Source organism: Anaerovibrio lipolyticus LB2005, from assembly GCF_000621545.1.
Classification (GTDB): domain Bacteria; phylum Bacillota; class Negativicutes; order Selenomonadales; family Selenomonadaceae; genus Anaerovibrio; species Anaerovibrio lipolyticus_A.
The window spans coordinates 61,205-86,191 of record NZ_JHYA01000010.1 but is presented as its reverse complement, the minus strand read 5'-3'; the positions used below and the strand labels follow the sequence as shown (position 1 = coordinate 86,191).

Genomic DNA, 24,987 nt, shown 5'->3' with positions numbered 1-24,987 from the left:
TGGAGATGAAATAAATGAAATTATTTACGGTTGGACCAGTTGAAATGTTTGACGAGGTGAAGGTTGTTCGGGCCCAGGCGGACAGTGTGCCTTATTTTCGTACTAAGGAATTTTCTGAGCTGATGCTGGAAACGGACGAATTGCTACGAAAGTTTGCCAATGCTGGGGACGAGGCCAAGACGGTTTACCTTACGGCCTCTGGAACGGCGGCTATGGAAGCTACAGTAATGAATTGCTTCACTGAGAAGGACAGGCTGCTGGTTATTGCTGGCGGTTCCTTTGGTAAACGCTTTGTGGATATTTGTGAAATTCATAGGATACCACATGATGTGGTAAAGGTTGAATATGGTGAAACTTTGGATGGTGAGATGCTAAACCAATACGAGGACACAACCTATACAGGCCTCCTGGTAAATATTGATGAAACTTCCACGGGGCAGCTTTACGATATAAAGCTGTTGTCAGATTTTTGCAAGAGAAAAGGCATGTATCTGGTAGTTGATGCCATCAGCTCCTTCTTGTGCGACGAATTTGATATAGCAGGTCATTGCGTTGATGTGATGATTGCCAGCTCTCAGAAGGGGGCTTGCATATCTCCGGGACTGTCCATGGTGGTGCTTAGTAAGCGAATTATCGAAGAACGGGTGATGAAAAGTGATATTCGCTCCCTGTATTTTGATTTCAAAGATTACTTTAAGAACTTTGAGCGGGGGCAGACACCATATACTCCAGCGGTGGGAATATGTATTGAGTTGTCTGCTTCCTTAAAGATGATAGAGCGGGTCGGTTTGGCAAACCATTTAAAACATATTGCAGATGTGGCGACGGATTTCAGGGAGAAGATAAAGGCGCTGCCAGTGTCATTGCCAAATTTTCCGTTGTCCAATGCCATAACACCGATTATTTTTAAAGAGCCAATTGCTTATAAGGTCTTTGAAATACTGAAGGATAAGTATGGTATTTTTGTCAATCCAACTGGTGGCATGATGGCGGACTATTCTTTGCGCATTGCCCATATAGGTCAGACTAGCAAAGAAGATAATGATATGCTTATAGAAAAAATGAAGGCGGCAATAGAGGAAGTGCAGGCTGTTAATCAGTAAAAGTTAAATAAAGAAATCGTCAACGACCTGTTGATGAATTTGAAACTAACCAAAGCGGCGGGGGATACTAAGACCTTTGTCGCTTTTTTCTTGCCTTCAGAAAAAATCCTTCTTCTACTTTAGAAATCCCCTCATTTTTCCGATTAACTAATTGAAGTCTATTATTCTTGTTTTGTGTGCAAAGATATAGGTGATTATTATGGCAATGGTTATCAATAATAACATAGCGGCAATGACCATTTTGGGGGAAACAAATAAAAATAGCAAGGCTTTAGGAAAGAGCTTGGAGAAGCTAAGCTCTGGAATGAAGATTAATAGTGCTGGTGACGGTGCTTCTGAATATAGTATTTCGGAAAAGATGCGGGCACAGATTCGTAGCCTGGATCAGGATAGCAGGAATGCCCAAAATGCCCAGAGTCTTTTGAAGGTGGCTGATGGTGTGCTGGCTAATTCTGTTGCCATTATGCGTACTATGAAAGAAAAGGCTATTGATGCGGCCAATGATACCAATACGGACAGTGACCGTGCCATTATCCAAAAGCAGCTGGATCAGCAGATTGACCAGCTCAATGATAATTCTCTCGTTACTTTCAACGGCAAGTATTTGTTCGACGGCTCTGCTGATCATACCTACAGCAAGGAACAGACCATTATAGCTGCTCTCAATACTGAGTGGATTGGAAACAGCCTTGATTTGATTGCTCGGTCCACGGGGCTTAGCTTTGAAAAAGGCGATCCTAGTGTGAAGGAAATGAACGTAAAATTTGAAGAAGTAACAAGTGGTGAGCAGGCAAATGCCTTAGCGTGGGTTACTTCGTATTTTACAGGGAATAAAACTACCAAGCTCGAGATGACTGTTAATATGAGCTACTATAAAAATCTGGTAGATGGAGACGTTAATGGCTCTACTACAACGCCAGGGGCGGGTTATCTCGACCGTACTATTGCTCATGAAATGACTCATGCGACCATGTCAGCTAATATTGAGGGCTTTGGTGGTTTATACGCCTGCATAAAGGAAGGCGCTGCTGAGGTCATTCATGGTATAGATGATGTGCGCAGAACTAGAATTCAAAATTTGGCGGATAATAAGGAGATCGCTTCGAAGCTTACCGCAAGTACATCTGCGGAAGGTAACGATACTTATGCTGCTGGCTACGTAATGTTTCGCTACATGGCGGCTCAGAGTGGTTTCACTGCAGAACACGTTTTAAGTAATTTCATGGAATCACTGTCCGGTGGCAAGGGAGCCATGACAACGGAACGGATAGATGCGGCAGTGAGTGTTGCAACTCAGGGTAAATTTAAAAGCTTTCAGGCAATGAAAACTCAGATGTCGGCTGATGAGGCAAAGGCTGGAGATGGCACTAAGTTCTTGAAGGATTATTGCAATATTATCCTGCCAAACAAGGATACTGGAGCTATTACTGGTCGCGATGCTGGTGTTAGCCGTGTAAACAAGACAGCTGAGTCAGTTGTGCCAGAGGGCGGTTCGGTGAAATTCTGGACTAACCCGGACAGTGATTCCACTTTTATAAATGGTCTTGAAGTTAAATGGCCAATGGAATATATGGATATTCGTGGTGGCCTGCTCTTCCAGATAGGAACCAAGGCTGCCCAAAATATACATGCTGTATTCTCAAATGTGGATGCTCAGGCTTTGGGCCTTCAGGATAAGGATGGCAAGAACCTCAGCGTCCAAACCCAGGGGGATGCGGAAAATGCCATTGATCAGTTGGACAAGTCTATTGAGCGGGCATTAAATCAGTTGACTAAGATTGGTGCATTGAGCAGCCGTCTTGAATATACAGATGCGAATATTATTACGGCGTCGGAGAATGTTACTTCGGCGGAAAGCGTAATAAGAGATAGTGATATGGCAAAGGAAATGACTGGGTATGCCAAGAATAATGTATTGCTTCAGGCGGCTCAGTCCATGCTTAGTCAAGCAAATCAGAATTCTTCAGCGGTGTTGAGCCTGCTGCAATAATACCTCGCCCGTGGGAGGGAGAGGATATCTTTCATGGATGTCAAAATAGCAAGGATGCTAGGTGGTGAGACTAAATGGTAATATCGAACAATGCTACCGCAGGATTTATCTTGGGTACTTTAAATAAAAATATAAATAAGAAAAACAAGGCTTCCAGCCAGTTGGCTTTAGGGGAGAAAATCCGTAATGCGGGAGACGATGCTTCAGGTTATGCCATTTCAGAGAGAATGAGAGTGCGTATCCGTGCCTTGGGCCAGTCGGATGCCAATGTTCAAAATGGTGCTTCTATGCTGCGGGTTGCAGAGGGAGCTATTCAGAGTCAGATTAATCTTCTTCGTACAGTTAAGGAGAAGGTTATTGATGCTCATAATGATACTAATACTGATACAGACAGGGCGATTATCCAAAAGGAAATCACCGAGTACTATAATGAAATAAATGATATTGCTGCAGAAACTACCTTTAACGGCAAGCATCTTTTGCTTGGCACTGAGGTTAGTGAGGCTGTAAAGAGCTGGTATAGATTGGACCATGCGGAAAAGCTGGATGGTAGCGATAAGTTCAGTTTTGTTTCTGGTACGGCGGATTCTTTTGATGGATATAATGTGAAACAGTTAAGTTCTAATGCTATGTCAGGAGGTACGCCTGATGCACATAATGTTATTTCTATTACTATTGGTAGATATACAAGTGAAAGTACAATAGACAACACGTCATTTAATATTCTATATCCTGGCGGTAGTCAAACTTTCGTTTTTACTAGAAACCCAAATCAACATTTTAGGGGTGATAACTTAACGGTAATCGATATAGAGCATGTAAGTGCTTTGAGTGATGCAATAAATACATTGAGAAATAAAATCAGCAGTTTATTGCATGTAGATTATGATCCGTCACCTACTGATAGAACGAATAGAAGAATCGTTTTGACCACTGTTGCCGGTGGAGATATAACAAATGATAAAAGTTTATATGATGTAGTTGGTGTGTCCTTGGCTGGTGGTGACGGTTATACAGCTACGTCTCCGTTGCCATCGTCTATGATTACTAATTCACAAAGTGGTAAAAATGGTGCAACGGCTTCTTGGACTATGGATTTGTCCAATTATAATGTATCAAGCTCAAGTGCAGTGGATAATTTTATTTCTGAATATGCTGGTAAGGCTATTCATCATAGTGGTAATGATAAGTACTATGAATTTATTGATAGCAGTGCATCACCTAAAATGGATAGTATTTCTAAAATTAATGGTTCGACAATTATTGATTTAAATAATCTTCGTAGTGCTGTTAATTCTGGAAAAACTGTGGCTGAGGCCTTTGCTAATCTTATGATATCTAAAATGGGTTCATCATTGGTGACGTCTGTTACCAATGGTTCTGGTCAGGTCACAGGTGTTAACTTTAATGCAACTGTTCGTGGTACTGAGGGAAATAGTCAGAAAATTTCTATTGTAGAAGGGAATCTTCAAGAATATACTATAGACTTTAAGTCACTGTTAGGTGGCGTAACTGGTGCTGATATCCCTGGTAAGCTTGATGGTCAAGGTTTTAGAGTTTATGATGCCTTGGATGCTAATAAGTGGGTTAACGTTCTATTTGTAAATGGTGTAAATCAAAATGATGATCCACGTCCTGCTAGCGGTGGCAGTGGTATGGATATTGATACCTTAGTAATTGATGTATCGGATGTGGATAGCGTTAATTCTCTACTTAAGACTCTTTATAAAGGGGATGGAGAAAAAAATAAACAAGGCTTGTCCCAATTTCTAGGAAAATCAGATCAGAATTTTCGTGCAGCAGCGGATTTTGATAGTGGTACTATAACAATTTATGATACGAGAAAATATGATCTTTATGATGGTTCTACGGAGAAGAGAGATACAATCGCAAATGGTATAATGGATGATGTCGTAAATGACTACCGCAACACTTATGTTAATGATTTGGTTATTCAGCATACTGATAAATCTTCTGCCAATATTCATGTGCGGATTCCTCAGACTACACTAGATCAAGTTTTTGGATACAAGGTAGGTGCTGGCTCCTTGGATGATTATACTGTGTTGACCTCGGAAAACAGAGAGTTCCTTTTGGGACAGGATTATCCTACCCCTATAAAGGGGGCATTGGATAAGGGGATTCAGTATCTTATTGACGCCAATACTTTAATTGGTGCCCAGATTGTCCATATGGAAAGTGCTGATGCTAATATCATTACCGAGCAGGAAAATACCACGGCGGCAGAGTCCACCATTCGCGATGCCGATATTGCCAAGAGTGCTATGGATCATGCAACTGCCAATATTTTGAGCCAGTCTACCATGGCTATGCTCAGTCAATTTAATCATAGTTCTTCAGATGTACTTGGTTTGTTACAATAATAGTGTTTAAAAATATGATTAATAACTGTCGTGCTATTGAGCGTGGCAGTTATTTTTTTCGATGATGTCAGTGTTGCAATTAATATTTTTAATAACAGTAAAAAACTTTTAATTTCACTTCAGAAAGAAAATTAATTTAACGATATACTAAGTGGAATATGTAATGCTTTGAATTGGGATATTTCTATTTTGGGAGTGGTTAAAATGAGCATTGTCAATAATATTTCTTCTAATATGATTCTGGGAGAACTACATAAGAATACTAAGAAGAAAGATAAGGCCTCCGCCCAGTTAGCTTTGGGTGAAAAGATACGCAATGCTGGAGACGATGCTTCTGGTCTTGCTATATCTGAGAAAATGCGGGTTCGCATCCGTGCTTTGGGGCAGGACGAAGCCAATGTAAAAAATGGTGCCTCTATGCTTCGGACAGCCGAGGGAGCAATACAGAGCCAGATTAACCTTCTCCGTACTATAAAAGAGAAGGTTATTGACGCGCATAATGATACCAATACGGATACTGACAGGATGATTATTCAGAAGGAAATCAGCCAGTATTATGATGAGATAAATGATATTGCTGCTGAGACGACCTTTAATAAGAAACTGTTATTGCTGGGGAATACTGTCCAGGAAGTGGTGAAGAGCTGGGAAGTACTTGATTATGCTGTGTTGGTAGAAGACAGTGACAGCTTGGATTTGATACCTAATGTTTTGGGGGATTTAGATGAAGAGCCAGGACCTTTTGATACATTTGGAACTGCTGCTTCTACTACTGAAAAATATGCTTATGATGGATATAATGTAAATCGAATTAGTGCAACAACCATTCCAGGACATGATACGGCAGCTACCACTACTACTTCACAATCTACTTTTCATGGAGGTACAGCCAATACAGCGAATGTAAAGGAATTGGATTTGTCCAGCTATAATGTGTCTGCTTTGGATAATACAGCATTTCGGGTAAGATATAAATATAGCAGTAGTAGTTCGACTTATGCTGATTATGTTCTTACAACAGATTCAAGCAAAAAGTTTAGTAGTGCTGCAACAATAAACATATCTGGTATGGATAAATCACAAATCGCTTCTGCTATAGCCAGCAGAGTTAATTCGAATTTGAGCGGTTATTATACTGCCAGTGCTTCTGGCGAAAAGGTGACTTTTACAACCAAGGATACCGGTACTGCTACCAACAATACAAACTATTATAATGTAACCGGCATTACAAAGACAGGTGGAACGTCCACGACTGGTTATGATAGGGACGCAGCACCAGCAACGGGATTAGGGAATTTTAAGCTTGGTGATGGCACTCAGGGCAAAAATGCAGTTTATGATACAATAGACGTGTATGATCCGACTACTGATATGACGACTCCGACCTCTGTGCTGGTTACTCCAGCTACTTATGCAACTATTACAAAAGACATAAGTAGTGTGCCAGCAGGATCAGGGATTACTTTAACTGCTGGCTCTTATACTGCGTATTTGGTATTTGTCGATGGAACTAGTGCCCCTCAACGGGATTCAACTAAGGGGCAATATTACTATACTGTAGGTAAAAATTGCCCGGCTGGTAGCTTTTCTTTTGGAAATAGTTCTTATGGTGGCATGAAGGTAGAATTTTCTAATGGTTCTATGAAATTGACATCGTTAGTCGCAGGAACCTCTGGTGATAATTATGGTGCCACAGAAACAGTTTCTGCTTCATCTAAAAGTAGCACTACCTATTCATCAGCTACTGCACTAGCTGATGCTACGCTGGTAACGGAGGCAACAAATGGTGAAACAGCTCATTGGGATTGGGATTTAGCGGATTATAAAGTGTCTGACGTAAGCAAAGCTAATGAACTCATAGAAAAACTTGTTGGAAAGGCATTTCTTCATAGTGCATATAATTATGGGGATGAGTATTATAATTATGACTATCCTGCTAGTTATGGTTCTTATAACTATGAGTTCATTGATACGGGGAAAGCTCCTTCTGTGGACAGTATAGCCAAGCTTAGAAACTCGACCAAGGTGGATTTGAATACTGTCCGTGAAAGTGTGGCGTCTGGTCAAACCGTTGCGGAGGCTTTTGCTAATCTCATAACTTCAAAGGTAGGTTCAGTTTTGTCAGAGGTAATAAAAAATGGTTCTGATGAAATTACAGGGGTGAAAATTAAAGCAACAACACCTGGAACAGCAGGAAATAGCCAGGCTATAATTTTCAAGGAGCCAAGTCTTAGAGATTATACTATTGATTTTGCTACTGCCCTTGCCGGCAAGGACATTCCTACTACCCTTGATGGTAAGGGGATAAGATTTTATTGTGCCACAGATAAATCTCAATGGGTAAATGTACAGTTTGTCAATGGTATAAGTCCTGATGATGACGACCGTCCAGCCAGTGGTACAGAGACTCTGGATATAAAGACATTTGTGGTGGACGTAGCTGACGTTACTGATGTAGAGTCTTTGCTGAAAACTATATATGAAGGTGACGGTAACAGAAATCCACAAGGCTTGGAGAATTGGCTTACCAGTACATACAAACATTTTTTTCATGTTGCTGCAGACTATGATGAGGGAACATTGACTATCTATGACAATCGTCTGTTCAATGTAAAGGGGGGAAATTATGCTTCTAGGTATACAGCAAACTCTTTTGGTGCCAAGATTGCTGACGGTGTAATGGATAACGTAATCCAGTCCAAGCGTAATGTATATGTCAACGACCTAGTTATTCATCACACAGATCGCTCCAGTGCCAATATCCATGTGCGGATTCCACAGACCACCATGGACCATATATTTGGCTACAAAGTAGGAACCTATTCCTTGGAGGACTACAGCGTCCTCACATCTGAAAAGCGAGAGAAGCTTTTAGGGACAGATGGCCCGCCAAAAGTGGAAGGAACCTTGGACAAGGGACTCCAGTATCTTATTGATGCCAATACCCTTATAGGTGCCCAAATAGTTCACATGGAGTTTGCGGAAGCAAATATTATAACAGATCAGGAAAGCACCATGTCAGCCGAGTCCGTTATCCGTGATGCAGATATGGCAAAGAGCTCTTTGGAGCTGGCCACAGCCCAGATTCTGTCCCAGGCTGGCCAGACCATGCTTAGCCAGTCCAACCAAAACAGCAGCAATGTATTGAGTCTGTTGCAATAACTTACAATCCTAACATATAGACTGGATAAGTCCATGCTTCCTCATTTATGGGGCGGATTTTGTCACAGGTATCAATTACAAGACCAGGCTGGATGTCCTGGTCATATTTTTTTAGTACAGAGAAATTTTTTTTCGGTTTATTTGAGGCAACGCCTTACGAGCAAAGACCTGTATCCAAGAAGTATATTTTTGGTGCTTTGATGATTCGTTTGGATATTTTTGCCATATAAGGTTGTAGAAGATATATGATGCCAGAGGTTTCCAGCACGGAAATCCATTTTTTACAGGTGCGGGTGTCAATACCAGCTGCATTTGCGATTAAATCAACATTGGGATGTACAAATAATCGTAAAGAGCAAGCGTTAATGTTTGATGTAGTGGACTTGGATGAGTCTTGCAATGAGGACTTGCTGGAATCTATAAATGTGCAGCAGTTTTCTTTAAGTCGAATAATTTTTCTTAAAATATTGCGTAAAATAGTCATGAATGATACTATTAAAGAAAAAATAGAGGGTGTGAGTATATGGCTAATATCAGTCCAGTTTCAGATTTGCGCAATTATAATACAATATTGGATAAAGTCTCTGTTGGCTCTCCAGTACATTTGACCGTAAACGGTCGGGGGAGATATACAATTCGCGATATAGCAGAAGATGAAGAATTCGAAAAAACCAAGGCCATGCTAAGGCTCATGTGTGAATTAAATGAAGGACGATGCTCTGGAGAGGAAGAAGGATATATTTCCTCTGAAGATGTACGAGCATATTTCCGTGGTAAGCGTCCATGAAACATGTTATAAAATATTCACCAACTGCGCTCCGTGATCTCGACCGTGTATGGAGAGAGGTGCTTGACGCATCAAATGATTTTGAGATAACTCAAAAATATATGGATGAGGTTATAGAAAAAATTGAAGCTAAGGCGGATTATTCAAGGTCTGGCTCCCCACTATATTATGAAAATGGCTTTACGGGGTATTATTTTGTTACATATAAGGTCTACATTGCATTTTACCGCTTAGATAAAAGTGAAATACTTGTTGATAGAGTCCTTTATGGTGCAAGCGACTATATGCGAAAATTGAATTTTAGAACGGAAGAATAAGTCGATAGTTAAAGGAATAGTCTTAGTTCTGCTGTACAAGAGTGCAGCAGTTTTCTTTTGCCCGAAATTTGGCGCAGCCGGAAAGAAATATCCTCTTTTTGCAGGATTACGCTGTGGGATAATAGAATTGTATAGGACAAGGTATAATTCAGCAGACATTAGATAATTATATAATTATGAAAAACTGATAAAACCGGAGTGTTAAAGAGATGTCGCAAGATTACATGAGGAGGATTTTATTATGAAAAGGAAAAACTTTGTGGCAATATGGTTTTGTACTTTATTGCTGGCAATGAGTACGCTGTGGATAAGCGAGGCTATAGCTGCGCAAGCTGAACCACCATCAGGTATTTCGACGGCTGTAGGGAGGCCAAAAGCTTCCACAAGCTTTAGGGAGGTAATGATTAACAATCCTGACATACGAATATTGGTGGAAAAGTCTATTAAACAGGCATCAATTATCAATCCGGACAGGAAAACCAATCCAGTACAATCTTTGAATGAGCTCTATGGTTTCCTGGACTATACAGTAACCTGCATGCCTTGGAATATCATGCCAGAGGAACGATACGGAAACTTTTCCACAAAATGTGATCAAAGCATCCTCTATGTGTACTGGCTTTTGGATCAACCACTGGAAGAGCTTAAGGACAAAGAGCTGTTCTATCCGTCTGTAGAATACCTTGAACCAATATACACGTGGTTGACAGAGTACAACAATACATGGCGGGATTTCCTGGATTCAGAAGCATCGTGGAAACAGGAGTATTTGGATATGCTTATTCGGGACCCATCCTGGAATCTTGATAAGGGTTGGTATGAATCACCGGATAACTGGCATTCATTCAACGAATTTTTCTCCAGAAAGCTGTCAAATGGAAATTCCCGTCCGATTGCCGAACCTAACGACGATAGGGTTATTGTTTCACCTGCGGATTCCCTTCCCCAGGGCGTGTGGAATATCGATGAATCCGGAAGGTTCTATGCTGATTCTATTAAAAGGGAAGACGGTGTAATAATTAAGGATTCCACTTTTGTGTCTGTTGAGCAGCTGCTGGGGGAGCCGGGAGCTGAGTACGCGAAATTATTTCACAACGGAATATTGACACATACGTATCTAAATTATGATGATTATCACAGATATCATTTCCCTGTGTCCGGAGTCGTTGAAGCAGTATATAAAATTCCTTATGCCAATGCGGTTGGAGGAATTGTTTATTGGGACAAGAATAAAGAGTTGTATGTTTTGGAATCAAATTCCCTTTCATGGCAAAGTGTGGAAACAAGAGGCTGTGTTCTTATAAAGACAGACTATGGAATGGTGGCCGTTATTCCAGTGGGGATGGGGCAGGTTTCCAGTGTTAATTTTATTGAAACCATAAAGCCTGGGACAAAAGTGAAAAAGGGGGACGAGCTGGGCTATTTCTTATTCGGCGGTTCTGACTGTGTAATGCTGTTTGAAGGCAAATCCGGTTTTAAACTGTCTGTAGGTAAAGGTGAAAAAGGCGGTTATTCCGCAGGTTATCGTCATGTCTTCTGTAGGGAAGAATATGGGAGATTTTTGGGTAAATAACCAGCTAAGGTCTAACCAGTGGCTCATTGAAACAGCGGGGGGCATCTGCGCCCTCCACTGTTCGTGGTGCGCCCAGCATGGACGCACTATGATATTTACGTATGTATAATAAGTTATTATATGGATTATATACTTGCGTATAATCAAATAACGTGGTAAACTGCGTATAATCAAAGAAATGATAATTCAATTATATGCGTATAATTGGAGGAGAGCATGGTTTTAAAGCGCAAAATATATGAAAAATTGCTTGCTTGGAAGAAAGAGACCAGAGGCACAAAGGCAATACTGATTGAAGGTGCCAGGCGAATAGGGAAGTCGACAATATGTGAAGAATTTGGCAAAAATGAATATAGTAGCTATGTGCTTATTGATTTTGCCAAACAAGATAAAACGGTAGAGGGATATTTTAATAAGTATTTGAGCGATTTGGATACACTGTTTATGATGCTTTCCACGCATTTTGGAGTAAAATTACATAATCGTGATACATTGTTTATTTTTGATGAAGTTCAAATGTTTCCGCAAGCTAGGGCGGCAATTAAATATTTGGTGGCTGATGGCAGATATGATTATATTGAAACGGGATCATTAATTTCCGTAAAGGAAAATGTTAAGGATATAGTAATTCCGTCCGAGGAAAGAAGCATAAAAATGTATCCTTTGGATTTGGAGGAATTTGCCTGGGCATTAGGTGAGGAACCATTAATTCAGTACATAAGGACTTGTTTTGAACAAAGGGTGCCACTGGATAGGGGAATGCACAACAAGGCGATGCTTCTATTTAAACAATATCTTCTGATTGGTGGAATGCCAAAGCCAGTGGTTCTTTTTGTGTCACAAGGCAAAGATTTTTCGGCGGCGGACATTGAAAAAAGAGATATTTTAAAACTATACCGTAACGATATTATGAAAATTAAATCTGCATACCGAAGCAAAGTGTTGGCGATTTTCGACCAGATACCAGGCCTTTTATCGCAGCATGAAAAACGAGTGGTATTCAAGAATATAGTTGAGGGAAGCTATGCAGAGCAGTATAGTGACACTTTTTTCTGGCTGTCTGATTCTATGATTTCCAATGAGTGTTTTTTATGCAACGACCCTAATGTTGGGTTGGCAATTAATGAGGTTCGTACCTATGTGAAATGCTACATGGGAGATACAGGCCTTTTGCTAAGCCATGCATTTAATGAAAATGAGCTTCTTGAAGATGAGGTATATAATCAGATTCTAAATGACAAGCTTTCGATTAATTCGGGGATGCTTTATGAAAATGCGATAGCGCAAATGCTTACGGCTAATGGTCATAAATTATATTTTTACACCCATTATTCTAATGAAAAGCACAGAAATGATATGGAAATAGATTTCATTATTTCGAATAATAGCAAAATGAAGTATAAAATATATCCTATTGAGGTAAAGTCAGGAAAAAGGTATCAGGCGAATTCTTTGAAACGTTTTAGAGAAAAATATCAAAAACGGATAGGCGAATGCTATGTTATTCATCCAAGAAACTTGGTAGTTAATGATGGAATAATTTGTATACCGCCGTATATGACAATATGCCTTTGATCTTTTGCAGGAGTACGCCAGAGGATGATAGAATTCTATAAAAATCACCTTATGGGCATAAAAGTCGTTTTTAAAAGTCGCAATATTATCATAAAAGTCCCTTGAAAAAGTCTTGTCGCTTTATTAGGATAAAATAGAGTTATTTTTGAGATTTTACTTGCTGATTTCTTTGGGAAAATGGGCCGTAAGCTATATTATTTCCATAAATCGGTATAATTGAAAAAAGATCCAGATATAATGGAGCTATACAGTGTATAGTGAACTGGATGAAAGGGAAAATATATGTTTGAAGAAAAGCAAATGGTTGATTTGCAACCGGATATTCATAAAAAAGTTTGTAATTTCCTTAAAGCATTGGATAATTTAAAAACAATTGAAGGAAAAACACCACCCTATGATACCATTACTGAGGCTGGAATGGTGTCTTTGTTTGAGATTTGTTTTGAACAGGCATGGAAGGCTATGAAGGAGCGGTTGGAATTTAATGGTTATGGAGAACGGAAATTAGGTTCACCTAATGCCATAATTAAGCTTGCCTTTCAGGCTGAAATGATTGATGATGAAGAGCTTTGGAGCGCGGCGTTAAGGGCACGAAATAATGTGGTGCATTCCTATAGTGATGAAATAGCATTGTCCATAATAAAAGACACCCAGAGCAAATTTATAGTTATGTTTGAAAAACTACGTCAAGAGTTGATTGAAAATTGGTTGTGAGGTGCCGGCAATGAATTTGCCTGAAAAGGTTAAGGATAAGATAATAGAGCTTGCCAGGAAATGTGGAGTAAAAAAGGTGATTTTATTTGGCAGCCGCGCCCGTGGTGATAATTGGGAGCGCAGCGATATTGATTTGGCCATATCCGGTGGAGATAGAGTCCGCTTTACTCTGGATGTTGATGAATCTGACATAGTCCCTACGTTATTGATGTTTGATGTGGTGGACTTGGATGAGCCATGTAATGAGGACTTACTGGAGTCGATAAAGCGGGACGGAGTTGTGCTATACGAAGAATGATACGTGCAGGAATATACTGCTGTACGAGTGTGGTTCAGTAGTTTTAATGACGAAAATGTGATCGTTATGTGTTACACTATCTCTCTGCTATAAGGCTATGAAAGAGTTTTTTATGATAGGAGAATAAATGGACGAGCAGGATTATCGGCGAATTTCCGAAATAAGCTATCTTAATACGGAAAATACCTGGCGTTATCGCTCAATATTGCATTTTTGTTTTGAGCGCCATGAGCACATGCAGACCTATGTTTATCCCGAGGATATATTTCATGAATTAAAGCGAGATCCTAATTTTCGGGAGTATTCCTTTGAGCAGCTGGAGCAAGATCTGGCCACATTGGTGGGCTGGAAAAACCTAATTCCCCATCAGGAGACCAGTAGGGCCAAAACCATAGTGGATTTTAAGAAGAAGCGATATCGCTATCAGTGTACGCCATATACCGTAGAGATAGAGCGCATGGTGGAAAAGCTTAAATCCATTGGCGAGGAATTTAGCGGTTCTCTGGAGACCACCCAGTTTGATCGCATTCTACGGGCATTACGGGAATTTTTGATACCGGATAATCCGGTAACTGATGAGGAGCTGCATCAGATTTGGAAGGATTTACAGCATTATTTTCATACACTGGTGGAAAACTCCTCTGATTATCTGGCCCATTTAAAAAGCACCAAGGTGGAGGAACGGATGCAGACAGTGGCCTTTATAGTATACAAGGACCGTTTTACTCAATATCTGCAGAATTTCGTCATCGGGCTGCAGCGTTCAGCTCAGAAAATGGAGAATTTATTCAAAGGCAGTAATTCAGAGCTGGAAGATAGCCTGTTTCAGCGGCTGACGGATTATCAGTTATCCATACCCCGCTTGGGTGAGGAAAAAAGTGCCCAAGAATATTTTGATGATTTTCAGGAAAGCTTTTTGGTTATGCGGGAATGGTTTATGGGCACCAATTATCGGGAAAGTGAGCTGTCGGTGCTGTCCAAGGAGACGGTGGATACCATTCGCCGTATTACCAAATTCGCCCAACGCTTAGCGGAGCAAAGGCAGGTTTCCCGCAGCCGCAAGGCGGAGTACCTGCATTTGGCCCATTGGTTTTCCCAGGTTAATACCAAGAATGAGGCTGACTGCTTAAGCGCGATTGTTTTTGGACCTGCAGGCGGACGTCATTTTTATGTGGAAAGTCGGGAAATGGAGGACCTGAACAGTCATATTGAGGAGGAGCCACCAACTCGCCTTGAGCTTAAGCCCAGGGTGAGCACCTACCGGGAACGTCAGCGTCAGGTGCCGATCAGGGATCATGGACAGGCAAAAAGCGCGGTGCGACAGGCCTATTTGGACGAGCAAAGAAAATTGGTGGAAACCATAAATGACCTTGCTTCAGATGGAGTCATTGATTTTGCTGATTTGCCGGTGCTAAGTCGGGAGGTAAGGCAGATTCTCCTTGGGTGGGTAGCAAGGGCATTGCACAGAAATCCTGTCCGCACTGAGCTGGGCACCTTGGTTGAGCTGGCTTACGATAAACAAAATCCTGCTTCCATTGTGCTTCACTGTGATGATGGGAATTTTTCCATGCCGGCCATGAAGTTTTATATTAGGAAAGGACAGCAGTGATTTATGGTAGAGGCTAGTGAGCAGGAGGAGCTGCGGCGGGGGGCCCAGATTTTGCTGGAAAATCGTTGGGTTAGCCGTCGGGAAATGCCGGATGAATATTTGTTGATACGCCGTAATGAGAAAGCACTACGGCAATTTTTTCGTGAAAAATGTGGCTGGCCACTATTGGTAACGGCGAATTTTTATAAGCTGGAAAAAATCCCTGCCAATCCATGGGGCTTTATGGGGATAGCTGCCATGCAAAGCATAGAGGATTATGTTCTGTTGGCCTGTGTGATGGCTTTTTTAGAGGAGTATGAATCCGGGGGACAGTTTTTGTTAGGTGATTTGGCGGAGGCCCTGTTGGCCTACTATCCTCAGGAAGCTCATACACCACGATTGAATTGGGAATCCTATAATTGGCGCAAGTCCCTTATAAGAGTGCTGAATTTTTTGGCGGAGGAAGGCATTATAAATATTGTGGACGATGAAAGCACGGGATTTATAAGTCAAGGCTTTAATGCCGATGGGGCTATTGCGGGTGAGGCGTTATATGAGGTAACTAATTTGGCCCGCTATTTTTTGCGGTCATTTCCAAAGGAACTGTCGGATTACGTTTCATGGCAGGATTTGCTGGAGGCTGATTACGTCACGGACACTAATGAGGAGGCCCGATCCCTGCGTCATCGTCGCAATCGGATTTATCGGGAATTGTTATTGAAGCCGGTGTTTTATCGCCAGGGGGAGTATGAGGCTGACTTTGCCTATTTGCGCAACAGATGGGGCAGGCTTGAGGAGATTATTCAGGATTGGTTTGGTCTTCATTTGGAGCTGTATCAAAATGGGGTTATGGCGGTATCCCATGAGCAGTCCACTTGGTTTAATGACGTATTTCCTGTACGTTTTCGTGGAATTCACGATATTATTTTGCACTTATCCCATTATTTACGAGAGCTTTCTCCAGAGCAGGTGAAACAGGCCATGACTATTAATCAATGGCAAGGGCATTTGGAGCAGTTATCTAAAAATACTAAAGCCGGCTGGACAAAGGAGTATCGTGAGATGAGTTTGAAACGCCTATCAGAAAGATTGCTGGAGGAAATGACTTCCTGGGGTATGGTGAAGGTCGATGAAGATGGTCTGATTACTGTGCAGTCGGCTCTGTTTCGCCATGAAGGGGTATATCCTGCGGATTATACTGGCAAAAAGTAAAAGAGCAAATCGGGGGACGAAGAATGAGTGAAAATAGATGGCAGGCGTATAGAGCGGGTATTTTAAATTATTGGTATTACGATGAGGCGGAATTCTATTTTGCCGATGGCCGACTGCTGCTGCGGGGCAGTAACGGCTCTGGTAAATCAGTAACCATGCAAAGTCTGGTGACTGTTCTGCTGGATGGGGTGAAACGGGCGGACAGGCTGGATAGCTTTGGCTCCAAGTCACGTACCATGGATGATTATCTGTTGGGGGAAAAGGAAATAAGCGATTATGATGAGCGTACCGGCTATCTGTTTTTGGAATATAAGCGGGAAAACAGCGACCAATATATTACTACTGGCATGGGACTTCATGCCCGCCGTGGCTCATCCAAGGTGGATTTTTGGGGCTTTATATTGCAAAATGGCCGCCGTATAGGTCATGATATTCAGCTGTATCACGTCAGCAAAAATCCGGAAAATGGCCAGGAGCAAAAGCTACCCCTGACGAAAAGGGAATTGGAAAACGCCATTGGCCAGGATGGTCGGGTGACTACGGAACAGCGGGAATATATGGCCATGGTAAATCAATATATCTTTGGCTACAAGGATATCCAGAAATATGAGGAGCTTATGAAGCTGCTGATTCAGCTACGAAGCCCTAAATTGTCCCGGGATTTCAAGCCAAGTGTAATATATGAAATCTTAAATGGTTCCTTGCCAACCCTTTCTGATGATGATTTGCGCCCGTTGGCGGAAACCCTGGAAAATATGGAGAAAACCCGCCTGGCCATCGAACAGCTAAAGCGGGAGCAGGGGGCCTTTCAGGCTATTTGTAATGCTTATACCACCTATAACACAGCTGTATTGGCTGAACGGGCCATGGGAGTAGACAGATGCGATGATATACTGAACAATCTGGAACATAAGGAGCAGCAGCAACGGGAATTACTGGCAAAGGCTTCAGAGCAGGCGGAAAATGCCAGAAACAAACAACAGGAGCTGGCAGTGGAGGAACGGACCTTGCGCCAGGAGCAGTCTGATTTGCAGGAAAATGAGGCATATAAAGCAGCAGAGAAGAAAAAGGAGACTCAGCTGACGCTGGAACGTGAAGAACGGGAGCGGAGTCATCGGGAACAGATGCTGTCGGATAAGCGGCGACGGGAGCTGTCCTTATCGGAACAGGTTAAAGCCGAGGAATATAAGCTATTTGAGGTGGAAGAGCAGGTGGCTGAGGTGTTGGATAATTTAGAAGGTCTGGCACAGGAGGCGAATTTTTCGGCCCATGCAGCCATCAGTCATGGCTTTAAGCTAACTGATAAAGATGCCGCTGGTCATTTTATGCTGTGGCGCAATGAGCGGCAAAATCATATTAAGACCTTACAGCAGCTGCACAAAAGGCTGTTGGCCTACGAAAATATTCAGCAACGGGTTCAGCAAAATGAACAGGAGCTGGGTGAAGAAAATAAGCGTCTCGACCAGTATTCCTACGAATATCAGCAATTAATGGAGGCACTGGAGCGGGAACGGGAAAACATTATTAAGGCTTTTTATGAATGGAAAACCAGCTGGCAGGAGGTTATTTCCTTTACTGGGGAGCAGGAAAACCAGTTGGTGGGCTGTCTCCGGGAGCTGTATTCCTCCAGTCAATGGCTGGAGGTGGAAAAGCATTTAAGTGATGTGGTCAGCCACCATCAGCGGGAGTTAGATGGTGCCATAGGCCAGGTGCGGGCCGATATTCAGCATCTTGAAGAAAATTTAGCCAGTGAGAGGGAGGAATTGCGCCTCCTGCGGGAGAAGAAGGAGGCGGAACCGGACCTAGGTGAGGCTTATAAGCTGGCCAGAGCCTCTCTTAAGGAAAATAATATTGCCTTTCTACCTTTATATGAGGCTACGGAATTTCGGTCCCAGGTTCCGGCTCATGTCCGTGAACGCCTGGAATCGGCTTTATTGGAGGCTGGCCTGTTAAATGCCATTATTCTGGAAACCAATGAAATGGCCAATAAACTGCCGGATAATATGCGGGGCAATGTGCTGTTTAGTGGTGAAGTGGTCATGCTGGCGGATTCTCTGATTAATTATTTGGAGCCTGTTCCTGGGGATAGCGGTCTGTCATCAGCCCGTATTGCCGATATTCTGTCCAGTATTGTGGTGGATGATAATCTGTATCCCTCCCATGGTGGCACTGCCTTGAATCTGGAAAAGGGAGGTTATTGTCTGGGCAGCATTGCCGGACGGGCTGCTGAGCGGTCAGAGGCGTTATTTATCGGCAAGCAGGCCCGGGAAAGGTATCGTCGCCAGCAAATCGAGACTAAGGAGCAGGAAATAGCTGGACTGACTGACCAGTTAACCAGGCAACAGTGCCGGGAGCAGGAGCTGCTGCTGAAGAATGAAAAATTAGGTCGGGCAAAGCTGGAATTTCCATCCCATCAAGAAGCCCAGCAGCTTTATGATAAGTCCAGGGGTAAGGCCAATGAAATAGAGCAACAGCGGCTTCGCCTTCAGGAAAAGGATGAGCAGCAAAAAAAGCTAACTTTGGAGCTGCGACGGGAACGGTTGGATATAACGGAAATGCGGGGAGAAACGGCATTAGGATTTTCTGCCCAAGCCTATGAGGAAGCATTGGCCATTATGAATGAATACGGGGAGGCATATAACAGCCTAACCCTGTTGCAGGCTGACTATGCCCATACGGCAGAGCTGCTAAGTCAGCACAAGCAGGATGTGGAATATGTCAGTGGTGAAGTGGATATATTGAAGGGTGAGCTGCAAAATCAGGAAACTACTATTTTGCAGTTAAAGAAAACCATCGAGGCCTTGACCAGACAGCTGGAGGTCATGGATGCAGCTGCTGTTGAGGCCCGCATTAGTGCGGTTATTTCCCGGTTGGGCAAAATACCTCAGGAGCTGATGACGGCCTCTAGGTTGGAGGGGGAAAACGAAAGGAATAAAACCAATATTACCATCGAGTTAAATCTTTTGACCCGGCATCAGACTGTTTATAGACAGCTGAGGGAAAGGTGGAATGACCTTTTACAGGCCGAGCTGCAACGGGGCTTTTTTACGGGGGACAAGAAGGATTTGCGGAAAATAATTCAGGACCGTCAGAAAAGTCGTGCGACCCAAAGTCTTCATTCGTTGGCGCAACGGGTGGAAAATCAATATGCGCAGCATAGGGATGAAATTGCTGAATATCGCTTCTCTCTACGGGAGGCCATGGATGATGTGGGAGAATTTATTCCCCTTTCCCCTGAGGAGGAGCAACAGTTTTTACCTCCTTGGGAAGCCCTAAGGGATCATGCCGTTCGTCAACTGGCGGTTACTGATATAGGTGGCAAGGGATTAAGTCCCTACGAGCAGCTGGAGCAGCTAAAAAAACATTTGCTGGAGCAGGAAAATTTGTTGTCGGAGCAGGATAAGCAAATTTATCAGGAGATTATTCTCAACAGTATTGGTCGTACCATCAGCGAAAGAATATATGGTGCTGAGGACTGGATAAAGAAGATGAATAAGCTTATGGATAAGAGTGAAACATCCAGTGCCCTAAGGTTTAGACTGGAGTGGAAGCCATTAATAGGCGACGACGAGGATGAGCTGGATACGGCAGAGCTTGTGGAGTTGCTTCACAGCGATCCGGAGCTGATGAAGGAAGAGGATATGCAGCGATTGGAGCAGCATTTTTCCTACCGCATCAGAAAGGCCCAGGAGGCGGCGGAAATCATGGAAAAGGATGCCGATGCCTTCCAGGCTTCTGTGAAGGAGCAATTGGATTATCGCCAGTGGTTTAGATTCCGTCTGTATTATGATAAGGGAGAACAAATAAAGCGACGGGAGCTTACGGATAAGGCCTTTTTCCGGCTTAGTGGCGGTGAAAAGGCCATGGCTATGTATGTGCCACTGTTTTCTGCAGCCTATTCCCGGTATTTGGATGCCGGGAAGGATGCACCGCGGCTTATTACTCTGGATGAGGCCTTTGCCGGGGGAGATGAGCAAAATATGCGGGATATGTTTAGATTGGTGGAGCAAATGGGCTTTAATTACATTATGAATTCCCAGGCGATATGGGGGGATTATGATGTGGTGCCAAGCCTGAATATATATGAATTGCTCCGGCCTCTCAATGCCAATTACGTTTCGGTGTTGGGCTACCATTGGGATGGCAATACCAAGCAGGTAATGATGGAGGATACAGCAAATGGATGATGGTTTACAGGAAGAGGCAATCAAATATTTTAATAGCCATCCGGTCCTCCTAAGGCTGGTGAGGTCCTTTTCTCATAAATATCGTAGTCTGGGCCATTTCGGTGGTATTGCCAGCCTAAGTCAGTTATCAGACAGGGAACAGCGGGATTTGGGGGCCTTTCTGCGGCGTGAAATTAAGGGGCAGGACAGAGTGTCCTTTCGGGAGTTTTCCAGTGCCTGGGCTAAAACCCGCTTTGAGGGGATTGACCTACAGAAGTTTATATTATCGTTGTTGCCAGACAATTTTGTAAGCAAGCAGGAAGAACGTCGACAACAGCATGATAAACGTCAGCTGATTCTTGACCAGCTTTTGGACGCCCATTCCTCCGAATTGGCTGCAAAATGGCTATATGCCCTTAAAAATGGTCAGTTAAGGTTGTCCCAAGGGGTATTATATTACAATTTTGAGCTGCTGAATGATGTGGCAACTGGTCTTGATCTTATTACCAATGTATATGAACGGTTGCCAGTATTAGCCAATCGGGCCACTGGCAATCCCCATGCCTTTGATTTTGACCAGCCCGCCGGACGGCTGCTGCTACAGGCCATGGCCTTTATCAGTGGCTCCACTTTGCCAGTGGCAGCTCATGAGCGAACCAGCTTATTATATCAATATCATGTTATTCGGGACGATATATTAAATTTTGCCACGGTGTACGGTTTGGTGGCCTATAGGGAAAACGGGGAAGAAATTACCTATTGGCGGGAGAGTGCCAAATCATTTGCTCCGTTAAACATCCCTTTGCGGGAAATAATTCAGGCCCATAAAATAGAGCCTGTAGGTGGAATAGATACACCTGTTTATATTGTGGAAAATTCAGGAATATTTTCTGCTTTGCTGGATACATTGACAGCTATAGGCAAGGTCCGTCCCTTGATAGCGTTTCATGGTCAGCTTAAGGCGGCCTCTTGGGCTATTCTTGATGGTCTTGGCAGGAGTGGGGCGAAAATCCTTTATGCTGGCGATTTGGATCCGGAAGGTATCAGTATAGCCCAGCATATTTTGTCACGTTATGATAACGTGGAATTGTGGCATATGTCAGTGGAGGATTACAAAGAAGCAGTTACCGACTTGCCGGAGGGGAGACTGAAAAAGCTGCCTTCCCTTGTGCATCCTAAACTGGTACACTTGGTTCAGGAAATGAGTATATGTAAAAAGGTTCTTTATCAGGAAAGCTTACTGGATAAAATGGTACATGAGTTGACTTAATAGAAGGGATTATCTTATGAAATACGATTATTTAATAGTAGGCTCTGGCCTTTTTGGGGCTGTGTTTGCCCAGCAGGCCAAGGAAGCAGGGAAAAAGGTATTGGTTATCGACCGGCGGGATCATATTGGGGGCAATGTATACACTGAAAAGGTGGAGGGCATTAATGTCCATAAGTACGGCGCCCATATTTTTCACACCAATGATAAAAAGGTTTGGCAGTATATAACAAAATTTGGGGAGTTTAACCGCTTCACCAATTCTCCGGTGGCTAACTACAAGGGGGAGATTTATTCTCTGCCGTTTAACATGTACACCTTCAATAAAATGTGGGGTGTGGTGACTCCTGAGGAAGCGGCGGCAAAAATTGCTGAGCAGCGTCAGGAGATAAAGGGTGAGCCTAAAAATCTGGAGGAACAGGCCATTTCCCTGGTGGGCCGTGATATTTTTGAAAAGCTCATTAAAGGCTATACGGAAAAGCAGTGGGGGCGTGATTGCAAGGATTTGCCTGCTTTCATAATTAAGCGACTTCCAGTGCGCTACACCTACGACAATAATTATTTCAATGCCCTCTATCAGGGGATTCCTATGGGTGGCTATACCAAGCTCATAAAAAAGCTTCTTGATGGTATTGAGGTGCGTCTTGGAGTGGATTATCTGAGGCATCGCTCCGACTATGAGCAGGTGGCTGAAAAGATTATTTACACAGGTCCAATAGATGAATTTTTCGATTACAAGCTGGGAACCTTGGAGTATCGTTCTGTTCGCTTTGAAAATGAGCTGCTTAATAAGCCAAGCTTTCAGGGAAATGCGGCAGTGAATTACACCGACCGGGAGACGGCTTGGACCAGAATAATTGAGCATAAGTGGTTTGAATTTGGCAAAGATGAAAATGGCAACGAATTGCCGAAGACTGTTATTTCAAGGGAATACTCCTCCGAATGGAAAAAGGGTGATGAGCCTTATTATCCTGTTAATGATGAGAAGAACAGTGTATTATACGCCCGTTATAAGGAAGAGGCAGCTAAGCTGACTAATGTAGTATTCGGCGGCCGCCTGGGTACATATTCCTATTACGATATGGATGTGACTATCGCTAAGGCCTTGGAAACGGCAGAGGCTGAGCTGGGGAAGAAATAGTATAACTGAGTTAGTTTACCCGGCCAAACTCGACTCGGATAGAACCAAGTAATATTATCAGGCTGTATTGAGCTTGCTGCAATAAAGGTTAAAACGAAGAGTGTAGGGAACTCAAATCATTTGAGTTCCTCTTTTTATTTTTGAAAAGTCATTTTAGATTCTTGATTAAACTTAAAAATATTGATAGAATAGCAAATAGAGAAAGGAGAAACTAAAATGACAACTGAAGAATTATTTGAAAAATTAGAGATGTTGCAGAAAATAAAATGTGAAACATCAAATTTGGAAGTCAAGAGTGCCGCAGGTGGATGCCCTAAGCGTTTGTATGATACATTGTCAAGTTTTTCCAATCAGGATGAGGGCGGAATAATTATTTTTGGTGTTGATGAAACACAGGGATTTAAAGAAGTTGGTATATACGACCCACAGGATTTGCAGAAAAAAGTGAACGAGCAGTGCTTGCAGATGGAACCGGCTGTGAGGCCGCTATTTACAGTCGTTGAAAAAAACGAAAAAATATTTCTGTCCGCTGAAATACCGGGAGCAGATATTACAGAAAGGCCTGTGTTTTATAAAGGAAAAGGCAGATTAAAAGGTTCGTTTATCAGGGTGGGGGATAGTGACGAGCCAATGACTGAATATGGAATCTATAGCTATGAAGCCTATCGAAAAAAATATCAGGATGATATTAGAGTTATTGAAAGAGCCACTTTTGCTTCATTAAATCAAGAGCGCGTAGCTGAATATATTAATTTGCTGAAAAAAAATAAGCCTCATTTGTCGGCAATACCGGATGAGGAAATATATGAGTTAATGAGTATAAAGAGAAATGATAAAATAACATTTAGTACGGTGATGAATTTCAGTCCATATCCCCAGGCGTATTTCCCACAATTATGTATCATTGCCACTGTTGTTCCTGGTACAGAAATGGGTGAAGTGGGTGAAGTGGGGGAACAGGGAGAACGCTTTATTGATAATCAGCGCATAGAGGGGAATATTTCGGAGATGTTGGATGGTGCTATGCAGTTTGTGCATAGAAATATGCGGGAAAAAACGATTATCAATCCTGAAACTGGAAAGCGTGAGGATAAAACAGATTATCCGCTTACAGCAGTAAGGGAAGCGATTGTCAACGCATTGGTACACAGAGATTATAGCTTTCACACAGAGGGAATGCCCATCCAAATTGTAATGTACGCAGATAGAATGGAAATCAAAAATCCTGGTGGATTATATGGGAGAATTAAAGTTGGCCAACTGGGAAAAGTACAACCAGATACAAGAAATCCGGTTATTGCCTCTGTACTGGAAACATTAAAAATTACAGAAAACCGCTATTCTGGTATTCCTACTATTCGAAAGGCAATGCAGCAATATAAATTACCTCAACCTGAATTTTTGGATGAAAGAGGCAGTTTTGTTGTAAAATTATATAGGGATGGAAAAAGTGCCTATTCCAATCAAAATGTGGGACTTAAAGATGATGGGGACCTTGGTAATAGTAACCTTATTTTGTTTTGTAAAACACCCAGAACCAGGCGGGAAATATGTGAATTTTTGGGGTTGAGCTCGGTGACTTATGCAATTCAGACCCATGTAATGCCATTGGTGGACAGAGGAATAATAAAAATGACTATTCCAGATAAGCCTAAGAGTTCTAATCAGTTGTTTTATAGTGAATAAACCTAAATTTAAGTCGAGGTATTA

Annotated in this window: 17 protein-coding genes; 16 read left to right on the top strand and 1 reads right to left on the bottom strand. The window is 42.4% G+C overall.

Annotated features, from left to right (window positions below; translation table 11 throughout):
* Positions 1-14: 14 nt before the first annotated feature.
* The 4 genes from T355_RS0108660 to T355_RS0108640 all read left to right on the top strand — a co-directional run bounded on the left by T355_RS0108660 (position 15) and on the right by T355_RS0108640 (position 8,639).
* The gene (locus T355_RS0108660) at positions 15-1,103 is read left to right on the top strand and encodes a pyridoxal-phosphate-dependent aminotransferase family protein (protein WP_027397411.1); all 1,089 of its coding nucleotides are present in this window, start codon (positions 15-17) and stop codon (positions 1,101-1,103) included.
* 199 nt (positions 1,104-1,302) lie between these two features.
* Positions 1,303-3,093 (top strand): flagellinolysin, encoded by a 1,791-nt coding sequence (locus T355_RS14785; protein ID WP_027397410.1) that lies wholly within the window; start codon positions 1,303-1,305, stop codon positions 3,091-3,093.
* A gap of 74 nt (positions 3,094-3,167) precedes the next feature.
* On the top strand, positions 3,168-5,477 hold the full coding sequence (locus tag T355_RS14780; protein WP_051555488.1) for a flagellin: 2,310 nt from the start codon (positions 3,168-3,170) through the stop codon (positions 5,475-5,477).
* A gap of 204 nt (positions 5,478-5,681) precedes the next feature.
* Positions 5,682-8,639, top strand: coding sequence for a flagellin (locus T355_RS0108640; RefSeq protein ID WP_027397409.1), 2,958 nt, complete (start codon positions 5,682-5,684; stop codon positions 8,637-8,639).
* Between the two features lie 154 nt (positions 8,640-8,793).
* On the opposite strand, the gene T355_RS15605 is transcribed toward T355_RS0108640, so the two are convergent.
* Positions 8,794-9,123 (bottom strand): DUF4143 domain-containing protein, encoded by a 330-nt coding sequence (locus T355_RS15605; protein WP_155851698.1) that lies wholly within the window; start codon positions 9,121-9,123, stop codon positions 8,794-8,796.
* Positions 9,124-9,162: 39 nt separating this feature from the next.
* Between T355_RS15605 and T355_RS14020 the strand changes: the two genes are divergently transcribed.
* From T355_RS14020 to T355_RS0108580, 12 genes are all read left to right on the top strand, one after another.
* Positions 9,163-9,426 (top strand): prevent-host-death protein, encoded by a 264-nt coding sequence (locus tag T355_RS14020; protein ID WP_037330050.1) that lies wholly within the window; start codon positions 9,163-9,165, stop codon positions 9,424-9,426.
* Positions 9,423-9,743 (top strand): type II toxin-antitoxin system RelE/ParE family toxin, encoded by a 321-nt coding sequence (locus tag T355_RS0108630; RefSeq protein ID WP_027397407.1) that lies wholly within the window; start codon positions 9,423-9,425, stop codon positions 9,741-9,743. The genes T355_RS14020 and T355_RS0108630 overlap by 4 nt, the downstream gene beginning before the upstream one ends.
* Before the next feature lie 241 nt (positions 9,744-9,984).
* On the top strand, positions 9,985-11,316 hold the full coding sequence (locus tag T355_RS14015) for a phosphatidylserine decarboxylase (protein WP_037330049.1): 1,332 nt from the start codon (positions 9,985-9,987) through the stop codon (positions 11,314-11,316).
* Positions 11,317-11,532: 216 nt separating this feature from the next.
* Positions 11,533-12,891, top strand: coding sequence for an ATP-binding protein (locus T355_RS0108620; RefSeq protein WP_027397406.1), 1,359 nt, complete (start codon positions 11,533-11,535; stop codon positions 12,889-12,891).
* 282 nt (positions 12,892-13,173) lie between these two features.
* Positions 13,174-13,605: an HI0074 family nucleotidyltransferase substrate-binding subunit gene (locus T355_RS0108615; RefSeq protein WP_231483015.1), complete on the top strand. Its 432-nt coding sequence runs from the start codon at positions 13,174-13,176 to the stop codon at positions 13,603-13,605.
* Positions 13,606-13,615: 10 nt separating this feature from the next.
* A complete protein-coding gene (locus T355_RS0108610; RefSeq protein WP_027397404.1) occupies positions 13,616-13,903 on the top strand; it encodes a nucleotidyltransferase family protein in 288 nt (95 codons plus the stop codon).
* Between the two features lie 127 nt (positions 13,904-14,030).
* A complete protein-coding gene (locus T355_RS0108605) occupies positions 14,031-15,512 on the top strand; it encodes a TIGR02677 family protein (RefSeq protein WP_027397403.1) in 1,482 nt (493 codons plus the stop codon).
* A gap of 3 nt (positions 15,513-15,515) precedes the next feature.
* Positions 15,516-16,703: a TIGR02678 family protein gene (locus T355_RS0108600; protein ID WP_027397402.1), complete on the top strand. Its 1,188-nt coding sequence runs from the start codon at positions 15,516-15,518 to the stop codon at positions 16,701-16,703.
* A gap of 23 nt (positions 16,704-16,726) precedes the next feature.
* Entirely contained in the window at positions 16,727-20,890 is a 4,164-nt protein-coding gene (locus T355_RS0108595; RefSeq protein ID WP_027397401.1) for a TIGR02680 family protein, read from the top strand.
* Positions 20,883-22,139 (top strand): TIGR02679 domain-containing protein, encoded by a 1,257-nt coding sequence (locus tag T355_RS0108590; RefSeq protein ID WP_027397400.1) that lies wholly within the window; start codon positions 20,883-20,885, stop codon positions 22,137-22,139. The genes T355_RS0108595 and T355_RS0108590 overlap by 8 nt, the downstream gene beginning before the upstream one ends.
* 16 nt (positions 22,140-22,155) lie before the next feature.
* A complete protein-coding gene (glf, locus tag T355_RS0108585; RefSeq protein WP_027397399.1) occupies positions 22,156-23,277 on the top strand; it encodes a UDP-galactopyranose mutase in 1,122 nt (373 codons plus the stop codon).
* Between the two features lie 216 nt (positions 23,278-23,493).
* A complete protein-coding gene (locus tag T355_RS0108580) occupies positions 23,494-24,963 on the top strand; it encodes an ATP-binding protein (protein ID WP_027397398.1) in 1,470 nt (489 codons plus the stop codon).
* The last annotated feature ends 24 nt before the right edge of the window (positions 24,964-24,987 follow it).

Coding starts and splice junctions, on each gene's coding strand:
- T355_RS0108630 (WP_027397407.1), top strand. CDS start 9,423: ATGAAACATGTTATAAAATATTCACCAACTGCGCTCCGTGATCTCGAC.
- T355_RS0108615 (WP_231483015.1), top strand. CDS start 13,174: ATGTTTGAAGAAAAGCAAATGGTTGATTTGCAACCGGATATTCATAAA.
- T355_RS0108620 (WP_027397406.1), top strand. CDS start 11,533: ATGGTTTTAAAGCGCAAAATATATGAAAAATTGCTTGCTTGGAAGAAA.
- T355_RS14015 (WP_037330049.1), top strand. CDS start 9,985: ATGAAAAGGAAAAACTTTGTGGCAATATGGTTTTGTACTTTATTGCTG.
- T355_RS14020 (WP_037330050.1), top strand. CDS start 9,163: ATGGCTAATATCAGTCCAGTTTCAGATTTGCGCAATTATAATACAATA.
- glf (WP_027397399.1), top strand. CDS start 22,156: ATGAAATACGATTATTTAATAGTAGGCTCTGGCCTTTTTGGGGCTGTG.
- T355_RS15605 (WP_155851698.1), bottom strand. CDS start 9,123: ATGACTATTTTACGCAATATTTTAAGAAAAATTATTCGACTTAAAGAA.
- T355_RS0108640 (WP_027397409.1), top strand. CDS start 5,682: ATGAGCATTGTCAATAATATTTCTTCTAATATGATTCTGGGAGAACTA.
- T355_RS0108660 (WP_027397411.1), top strand. CDS start 15: ATGAAATTATTTACGGTTGGACCAGTTGAAATGTTTGACGAGGTGAAG.
- T355_RS0108610 (WP_027397404.1), top strand. CDS start 13,616: ATGAATTTGCCTGAAAAGGTTAAGGATAAGATAATAGAGCTTGCCAGG.
- T355_RS0108590 (WP_027397400.1), top strand. CDS start 20,883: ATGGATGATGGTTTACAGGAAGAGGCAATCAAATATTTTAATAGCCAT.
- T355_RS0108605 (WP_027397403.1), top strand. CDS start 14,031: ATGGACGAGCAGGATTATCGGCGAATTTCCGAAATAAGCTATCTTAAT.
- T355_RS0108600 (WP_027397402.1), top strand. CDS start 15,516: ATGGTAGAGGCTAGTGAGCAGGAGGAGCTGCGGCGGGGGGCCCAGATT.
- T355_RS14780 (WP_051555488.1), top strand. CDS start 3,168: ATGGTAATATCGAACAATGCTACCGCAGGATTTATCTTGGGTACTTTA.
- T355_RS0108595 (WP_027397401.1), top strand. CDS start 16,727: ATGAGTGAAAATAGATGGCAGGCGTATAGAGCGGGTATTTTAAATTAT.
- T355_RS0108580 (WP_027397398.1), top strand. CDS start 23,494: ATGACAACTGAAGAATTATTTGAAAAATTAGAGATGTTGCAGAAAATA.
- T355_RS14785 (WP_027397410.1), top strand. CDS start 1,303: ATGGCAATGGTTATCAATAATAACATAGCGGCAATGACCATTTTGGGG.